Genomic DNA, 7223 nt, shown 5'->3' with positions numbered 1-7223 from the left:
GCGCGGGCGGGGGCCCCCCCCCCCCCCCCCCCCCCCCCCCCCCCCCCCCCCCCCGCCCCCCCCCCCCCCCCCCCCCCCCCCCCCCCCCCCCCCCCCCCCACCTCCGGCGACCCGGCGGGATTTCGCCGGTGAGCTGAGCCGTTCCTGGCAAGTGCGGCCACGCGCTCGGCTAGGCTCCGAAGCCGAGTCGATCGGGAGGCCCGGGCCTCCCAGCACCGCGAGGCCCCTCACCGATGTACTTCTCCACTCCGCTGTTCCTCTGGTACTTCCTGCCGGTCGTGCTGGCGGCGGTGCTCATCGCGCCCCGGTCCGCGCGCAACGCGATCGTGGCCGTCGCGAGCCTGGTGTTCTACGCCAGCGGCGCGGGCGGCACCACCCTGCTGCTGCTGGCGTGCATCGTCGTCAACTTCCTCGCGGGCAAGTCCCTCGAACCCGAAGCGGAGCACCCGCACCGCCGGGCCCTGCTCATCGGCGCCGTCTCGTTCGACCTGCTGGTGCTGGTGGTGTGGAAGTACGCGGGCTTCGCCACCGAGCAGCTGGCGACGCTGACCCGGTGGTTCGGTGGCGACTTCCCGGTGCTGCAGCTGGCGCTGCCGATCGGCATCTCCTTCTACACGTTCCACCACATCTCCTACGTGGTCGACGTGTACCGCGGCGAACGGCCCGCGCTGCGCAACCCGGTCGGCTTCGTCACCTACATCGCGATGTTCCCGCAGCTGGTGGCCGGGCCGATCGTGCGCTACCGGGAGATCGCCGACCAGCTCCCGCAGCAGCGCACCCACCGGCTCGACGACGTCGCAGCCGGCTTCCCGCGGTTCGCGTGGGGGCTGACGAAGAAGGTCGTCGTCGCCGACACGCTCGCCCCGATGGTCGACGCCTGCTTCGCGACCCCGGCCGAGGACATGAGCTTCGCCGTCGCCTGGCTCGGCGCCATCGGCTACACCGTGCAGCTGTACTTCGACTTCTCCGGCTATTCCGACATGGCGATCGGGCTGGGTCGGATGCTCGGGTTCCGGCTGCCGGAGAACTTCGCCCGGCCCTACTCCTCGGTGACCGTCACCGAGTTCTGGCGGCGCTGGCACATGTCGCTGTCCCGCTGGTTCCGCGACTACGTCTACATCCCGCTCGGCGGCAACCGGCGCGGCACCGGGCGCACCTACCTGAACCTGGCGATCATCTTCGTGCTCACCGGGTTCTGGCACGGCGCGGCGTGGACCTACCTGGTGTGGGGCCTGTTCCACGGGGCGCTGCTGGTCGTGGAACGCGCCACCGGGCACGACTCGGCGCCCGCGGACCGCTGGGCGCGGCTGGGCAGGCGGGCGCTGACGCTGCTGCTGGTCGTGCTGGGCTGGGTGTTCTTCCGGGCGCCCGACCTGGGGACGGCGTTCACGATGACCGGGCACATGCTGCTGCCGGACCTGTCCGGGCTCACCGACCTCGTCGCCGCCTCCGTCACCCACCAGCGGGTGTTCTTCCTGCTGGTCGCGCTGGTCGTGGTGCTGCTGCCCGCCTCCACCGGGACCGGGGCGTTCCTGGAGTCGGTGCGGTCCCGGCAGGCGAACGCGCTGCGGGCGGCGGTGATGACGGCCGGGCTGCTGTACTCGGGCCTGCTGGTCGCGACCGGCTCGTTCAGCCCGTTCCTGTATTACCAGTTCTGACCGGCTCTTCCCCGGCTCTTCTCGCGTCGGGGTGGGGTGGCGGAACCGCAGCAGGATTCTCGCCGCGGGATCTTTTGCACCGGTGGCTCCGCCACAGGAGGAAACGCTGTCCTCGCGAGGAGGGCGCTGAGCACTCGCGGGTGATCCGGCTGCGTGCGCGGTCTCCGCTCAGCCGCTTCGCCGCTGGCAGGACGAGACCTGGGCCGGCGTGCTCGTTCGAAGGCGGGCGGGTTCGTTGATCAGCACAGCACGACGGGGGCGTCCAGCTCCGATCGGGGTGCTTCGGCGGCACCCGGTGGCGGGCCGGCCGGGTCCACGACGAGCTTCAACCGCCCGCCGAGCGCGGTGATGTAGCTGCGGATGCTGGACACCGCCATCTGGTCCAGCTCCCCGTTCTCGATCTGCGAGACCCGTGCCTGGGTGACGCCCATCCGTTCCGCGACCGCTCCTTGGGTGAGCCCGATCCGCTTCCGGAGCTCCGCCAGCCGGAACCCGAGGACGTAGGCGTTCGTGTCCTGCCGCGCTTGCTCGCGGAGTGCTTCCGGGTCGTCACCGGCCGCACGATCGCGGGCGTCGAGTTCATCGCGGAGTTCGTCCCACGAGCGGCTCATCGTCCTGCCCCCTCCTGGTCGTCCGCCTTCCGCATCGCGGCCTCGTGCTCGGCCACGCGCTGCTCGCCGAGCGGGATCGCTCCTGGGCCGGTTTGCGCACTCGTGGTCGGAGCTCCTTGAGCTTGCTGATGCTCGATCCCTTGATGTGATCTGCGAGTGGCCGGCCCAGCGTCGGACCGTGCTCGGCGAGCTTCTCCAGTGCGATGTCCACCGCTGCGCGGGTCGCGCTGTCCAGCGATAGGTACCACCCGGCGACCTCGTCGTGCAGTGGGATGCTCCACCGCGCCGACTCCCGAATCATAACCTTGAGCTTATGTTCCGGCGATGGCACGGATCACAGCGGGTGCTACCGGCCGAGTTCCAGCGGATATGGGTCGTTGGGCCGTTGTCGTGGGGGTGGGGTGGGCGGAGACTCGGCGGCGGCGATGAGGCTCGCCGGAAGTGCGGAACACGCCGCTGATGGCCTCTCCGGAACTCAGGAGGCCCGCCATGTCGCACATCCACGTCCTGCTGCGCTGCTCCGCCGCCGTGTTCTTCGGCGACCGGGTGCTGCTGGTGCGCCGGCGCGAGCACGACGACCTGGTGCTGCCGGGCGGCACCCCGCGGCCGGGGGAGGACTTCCACGCCTGCGTGCGGCGCGAGCTGCGCGAGGAGACCGACATGCTGATCGACCCGGGCACCTGCGCGCTCATCGTCGAGACCGTGCGCCCCTTCGCCGAACGGCTGGTGGACGTCGTGTTCCGCTCCCCGGGTCGGCCCGCCGGGTGGCCGCGGTTCAAGGAGGACGGCCTGCGGCCCGAGCTGGTCCCGGTCGCCGAGCTGCCCCGGCTGGACCTGCACCCGCCGATCGCGGCGCAGCTGGCCGAACTGCACGCGACCCGCGAACCCGGCCCGCCGAAGTACCTGCGGAACGAACACCGGACGCCCGTGCGGCCGTGAGTTCCGCGGGAACCGGGCACGGCCGTCGCCCGGCCGGGCTAACGTAGCGGCGTGTCGAGGACGGAACCGACCGAGCTGCCCGCGGTCCACGAGTCGTGGCTGCCGCGCGAGCACCCGATGCACCGGCCGCGGCACGGCAGGCGCCAGCTCACCGCCCTGGTGTGCGCGCTGCTGTTCCTCACCGCGCCCGCCACCACCTGGGTGTTCGGCGCACGGGCGGAGCAGCTGGAGAACCGGCCGCTGGCGGAGTTCCCGAGCATCACCGACGGCTGGGGCTTCCTCACCGGGCTGTCCCCGTGGGCCGCGGAGAACCTGCCGTTCCGCGGGACCGCGGTCCGGTCGGTGCACGACATCAGCCAGGGGGTGTTCGGCGAGCAGGCGCGGCTGGAGTCGGGGACGCACAGCTCGCCCACCGGCACCGGGAGCGACCAGCAGCAGGCCCGGCAGCCGCTGAACGAGAACGTGTTCCCGAAGGTCATCGAAGGACGGGCGGGCTGGCTCTACCTCGGCCACGACGTCGCCTACCCGTGCACGCCGAAGCGCAGCCTGGACGAGGTGATCGCCGGGTTGCGGCGCTGGCGCCAGGTCGTGGAGGCCTCCGGGCGGAAGTTCCAGCTGGTCATCGCGCCGGACAAGTCGACGATGTACCCGGCGAACCTGCCGCCGGAGTACGCGGGGAAGGACTGCTCCTCGCGGGCCAGGGAGGAGTTCTGGCGGCGGCTGCCCACCGCGACCGGCGCGATCGACATGCGGGACCCGCTGCGCGAATCCGCCGACCGCAACGGCAGGGCGATCTACCACGACATCGACACGCACTGGACCCACGAGGGCGGCATCACGATGGTGTACCAGCTGGCGGAGCGGCTGTCCCCGGGCAGCACCGCCACCTGGAAGGTGCAGCCCGGCAGGCAGTACCCGCACTCCGCCGACATCCCCGACCTGCTCGGCCAGCGCCGCACCGTGCCCATCCAGGCCTACTCGCTGGCGCCGGACGGCGGCGCGGACCACACCCGGTTCGAACCCAGCGACTTCCACGAGCCGCTGCACCTGAAATCGATGCCGCGGGCCGGCATGACCACCGAGCCGACGCGGATGGTGGGTGACTCGTTCACCCAGTTCGCCAGCCCGTACCTGGCGGCGACGTTCGCCGACATCGGCATCGTGCACCCGGAGGAGGTCGCGAAGCGGCCGCGGGAGACGGCGGCGCTGCTCGCGGAGGGCGACGTGGTGACCTTCGAGCTGTCCGAGCGGTTCGTCTCCGGCGGCCGCTACGACCTGCTCGACCCGGCGGTCGCCGACCAGGTAGGAGCAGTGCTCGCCGCCGACCCGCGTTGAAGGTTCTTCCCGCTCCTGTTGCTCAGGGGGCGGGGTGGCGGAACCTCAGCGGGATTCTCGCTGCGGGATCTTTTTCCCGAGTGGCTCCGCCACGAGGGAAAAGCTGTCCTCGCGAGAATCCCGCTGAGAACCCGCGGGTGGTCCGGTTGCTCGGGTGGTCGGCGGTTCAGCGGCTTCGCCGCTGACAGGAAACGGACACGACCCGTCGGGGGGTCGCGGCGGTGGGTTCACCGGGTGGCGTTGCGGACTGCTGTGATCGCTGCGCCGAGGAAGCCCAGGTTGAACACCAGGTGCACGCTCACCAGCACTCGCGCCGCCTGGGAGGAGGCGTGCACGTCGCCGAAACCGACCGTGCTGGTGATCGACAGCGCGAAGTACAGCGCATCCACCTTGGTGGCCAGCGCGGCGATCGACCCCGGCCAGTGCGCGTTCAGCCCGCAGTACACCGCGGCGAAGAACAGCACGGCCAGGTACAGCGAGGTCAGCACCCCGGTCAGCGCCACGCCCCCGGAGCGGAACCGGCGGACCTGGCGCACGATCACCGCGGCCACCGCGACCAGGCCCGCCGCGAACGCGCCGACGAACGCCCAGGTGCCGCGCACGTCGAACACGCCCAGCGGCAGCGCGAAGTACACCGCGGTGCTCGCGGCGACGGCCAGCACGGTCCCCGCCGTCCGGCGCAGCAGGCCCCGCTCCGAGGAGAACACCCGCTCAGCGTGCGTGTCCCCGACGGCCTCCGCCGGACGATCGGACGGCGATGGCGGGCCGGCTCCCGCCGGTCAGGCCGCCGCGGGAGCGCGGGAGACGCGGCGCAGCCGGACGTTGCCGACCGCCCGGCACACCAGGTAGATCGCGAACGACAGGATCGTCACGAACGCGCTCACCGGAGCGCCCGGCGCCAGCGACAGCACGATGCCGCCCAGCACCGCGACCTCGGCGAACACCACGGCCAGCACCGTGGACAGCAGCGGGCTCGCGGTCACCCGCGCCGCCGCGGCGCCCGGCGTCACCATCAGCGCCAGCACCAGCAGCGCCCCGACCGTGTAGACGCCGAGCGCGGTCGCCACGCCCACCAGCACCGCGAACAGCGGGGTGAGCAGCCGGGCGGGCACGCCCCGCGCCGCGGCCACGTCCGGGTCGACGCTGGCGAACAGCAGCGGCCGGTACACCACGGCCAGCACCACCAGCACCACCGCGGCACTGCCGCCGAGCAGCGCCACGTCGGCCGAGTCCACGCCGACGATCTGCCCGATGAGCAGGCTGAACTTGTTCGAGGTGCGCTCCGGGTTCATCCACAGCAGCAGCACCCCGAGGCCGAGGCCGAACGACAGGATCGCGCCGATCACCGAGTCCCGTTCCCCGCCGCGCTGCCCGAGGAACCCGAGCAGCAGCGCCGCGACCACCGCGCCGCCGAGCGCCCCGGCTCCGACGCTCGCGCCGAACAGCAGGGCGGCGGCCGCGCCGGTGAACGCGAGCTCCGCGGTGCCGTGCACGGCGAAGGACATCTTCCGCGCCACCACCAGCGGCGCCAGCGCCCCCGACACCAGGCCGAGCGCGGCCGCGGCCAGCAGCGCCTGCTGCACGAACGGGTAGCCGAGCAGGTTCCCGGTCAGCTCGAAGTCGAAGAACCGGCTCAGCGCGTCCAGCAGGGTGTTCATGAGGTGGTCTCCGCGTCGACGTGGTGGTGATCGACTTCGTCGGTGCCGGTGACGACGAGCCTGCCGCCGACCCGGGCGACCTCGACGTCCGACCGGTAGAGCTCGGAGAGCGTCGCCGAGGTCATCACCTCGTCCGGCGTGCCGATCCGGAACCGGCCGTCGACCAGGTACAGGATCCGGTCCACCAGCGGCAGCACCGGGTTGATCTCGTGCGTCACGAACAGCACCGCCGAGCCGGTCTCCCGCGCCTGCCGGGCGATCAGCCTGCTCACGTTGCGCTGGTGCGCGATGTCCAGCGACAGCAGCGGTTCGTCGCACAGCAGCACGTCCGGGTCGCCGACCAGGGCCTGCGCGACCCGCAGCCGCTGCTGCTCACCACCGGAGAGCAGCCCCAGCGGCATCCGTGCGTACTCGGTGGCCTCCACCGCGCGCAGCGCCCGCTCGACCCGCTGTCTGCGGTCCTTGCGGCCGCGGAAGCCCACGCCCCAGTGGTGGCCGTCCAGGCCGAGGCCGACGAGGTCGCTGCCGCGGACCGTGAGCGTCGGATCCACCGAGCGCTGCTGCGGGACGTAGCCGATGCGGGGGCTCCCGCGCCGCGCCGCCTCACCCGCGATCCGCACCTCGCCGCCGCTGAGCGGCTGCAGCCCCAGCAGCACCCGCAGCAGGCTCGTCTTCCCCGACCCGTTCGGGCCGAGCACCGCGAGGAACTCGCCGGGGTGCACGTCCAGGTCCAGCCCGTCCCACAGGACGCGCGGGCCGTAGGAGAGGCGGGCGCCGCGCAACCGGACCGCCGGGTCGCGCCCGGAGGCGTCCGGCTCGGTGCGGTCCGGTGCTGCGGTGTCGGTGCTGGGTTCCACGTGGCTCTCGGATCAGTGGTGGGGTCGGTTCGGGCGCGGGGGGGGGGGGGGGGGGGGGGGGGGGCCCCCCCCCCCCCCCCCCCCCCCCCCGCCGCGCCCTCGTAACCTGGGGCCATGGTTGTCCTGCTCGACGCGGCGGAGCTGCGCAGGCGGCTCGTCGACGAC

8 protein-coding genes and 1 riboswitch are annotated in these 7223 nt (G+C 72.7%); of the genes, 3 read left to right on the top strand and 5 right to left on the bottom strand.

The features are described from left to right. The first annotated feature begins 233 nt into the window (after positions 1-233). Positions 234-1658: an MBOAT family protein gene (locus LCD35_RS13465; RefSeq protein ID WP_224959524.1), complete on the top strand. Its 1425-nt coding sequence runs from the start codon at positions 234-236 to the stop codon at positions 1656-1658. 239 nt (positions 1659-1897) lie between these two features. Here LCD35_RS13465 and LCD35_RS13460 read toward each other — a convergent pair whose 3' ends face one another. Beyond that, positions 1898-2269 carry an XRE family transcriptional regulator gene (locus LCD35_RS13460; RefSeq protein ID WP_224959526.1) on the bottom strand — a complete coding sequence of 124 codons (372 nt, stop codon included), beginning with the start codon at positions 2267-2269 and terminating at the stop codon, positions 1898-1900. Beyond that, positions 2238-2570 carry a type II toxin-antitoxin system RelE/ParE family toxin gene (locus LCD35_RS13455; RefSeq protein ID WP_224959528.1) on the bottom strand — a complete coding sequence of 111 codons (333 nt, stop codon included), beginning with the start codon at positions 2568-2570 and terminating at the stop codon, positions 2238-2240. The genes LCD35_RS13460 and LCD35_RS13455 overlap by 32 nt, the downstream gene beginning before the upstream one ends. A gap of 111 nt (positions 2571-2681) precedes the next feature. After that, positions 2682-2745, top strand: a riboswitch (Fluoride riboswitch). Between the two features lie 13 nt (positions 2746-2758). Between LCD35_RS13455 and LCD35_RS13450 the strand changes: the two genes are divergently transcribed. Continuing rightward, positions 2759-3208 (top strand): NUDIX hydrolase, encoded by a 450-nt coding sequence (locus LCD35_RS13450; protein WP_224967464.1) that lies wholly within the window; start codon positions 2759-2761, stop codon positions 3206-3208. A gap of 51 nt (positions 3209-3259) precedes the next feature. Further along, positions 3260-4543, top strand: coding sequence for a hypothetical protein (locus LCD35_RS13445; protein WP_224959532.1), 1284 nt, complete (start codon positions 3260-3262; stop codon positions 4541-4543). 227 nt (positions 4544-4770) lie between these two features. On the opposite strand, the gene LCD35_RS30470 is transcribed toward LCD35_RS13445, so the two are convergent. The 3 genes from LCD35_RS30470 to LCD35_RS13430 form a co-directional block, all read right to left on the bottom strand. Continuing rightward, positions 4771-5250 carry an ion channel gene (locus LCD35_RS30470; protein WP_224961957.1) on the bottom strand — a complete coding sequence of 160 codons (480 nt, stop codon included), beginning with the start codon at positions 5248-5250 and terminating at the stop codon, positions 4771-4773. Between the two features lie 72 nt (positions 5251-5322). Then, positions 5323-6201 carry a metal ABC transporter permease gene (locus LCD35_RS13435; protein WP_224961959.1) on the bottom strand — a complete coding sequence of 293 codons (879 nt, stop codon included), beginning with the start codon at positions 6199-6201 and terminating at the stop codon, positions 5323-5325. Next, complete coding sequence (locus LCD35_RS13430; protein ID WP_374108075.1) at positions 6198-7058, bottom strand: metal ABC transporter ATP-binding protein; 861 nt, start codon at positions 7056-7058, stop codon at positions 6198-6200. Before LCD35_RS13430 ends, LCD35_RS13435 begins: the two co-directional genes overlap by 4 nt. Positions 7059-7223 lie beyond the last annotated feature (165 nt).

Origin of the sequence: Saccharopolyspora sp. 6V (assembly GCF_020176785.1) — a bacterium.
GTDB classification, from domain to species: domain Bacteria; phylum Actinomycetota; class Actinomycetes; order Mycobacteriales; family Pseudonocardiaceae; genus Saccharopolyspora_C; species Saccharopolyspora_C gregorii.
This window is presented reverse-complemented; position numbering and strand designations above follow the sequence as displayed.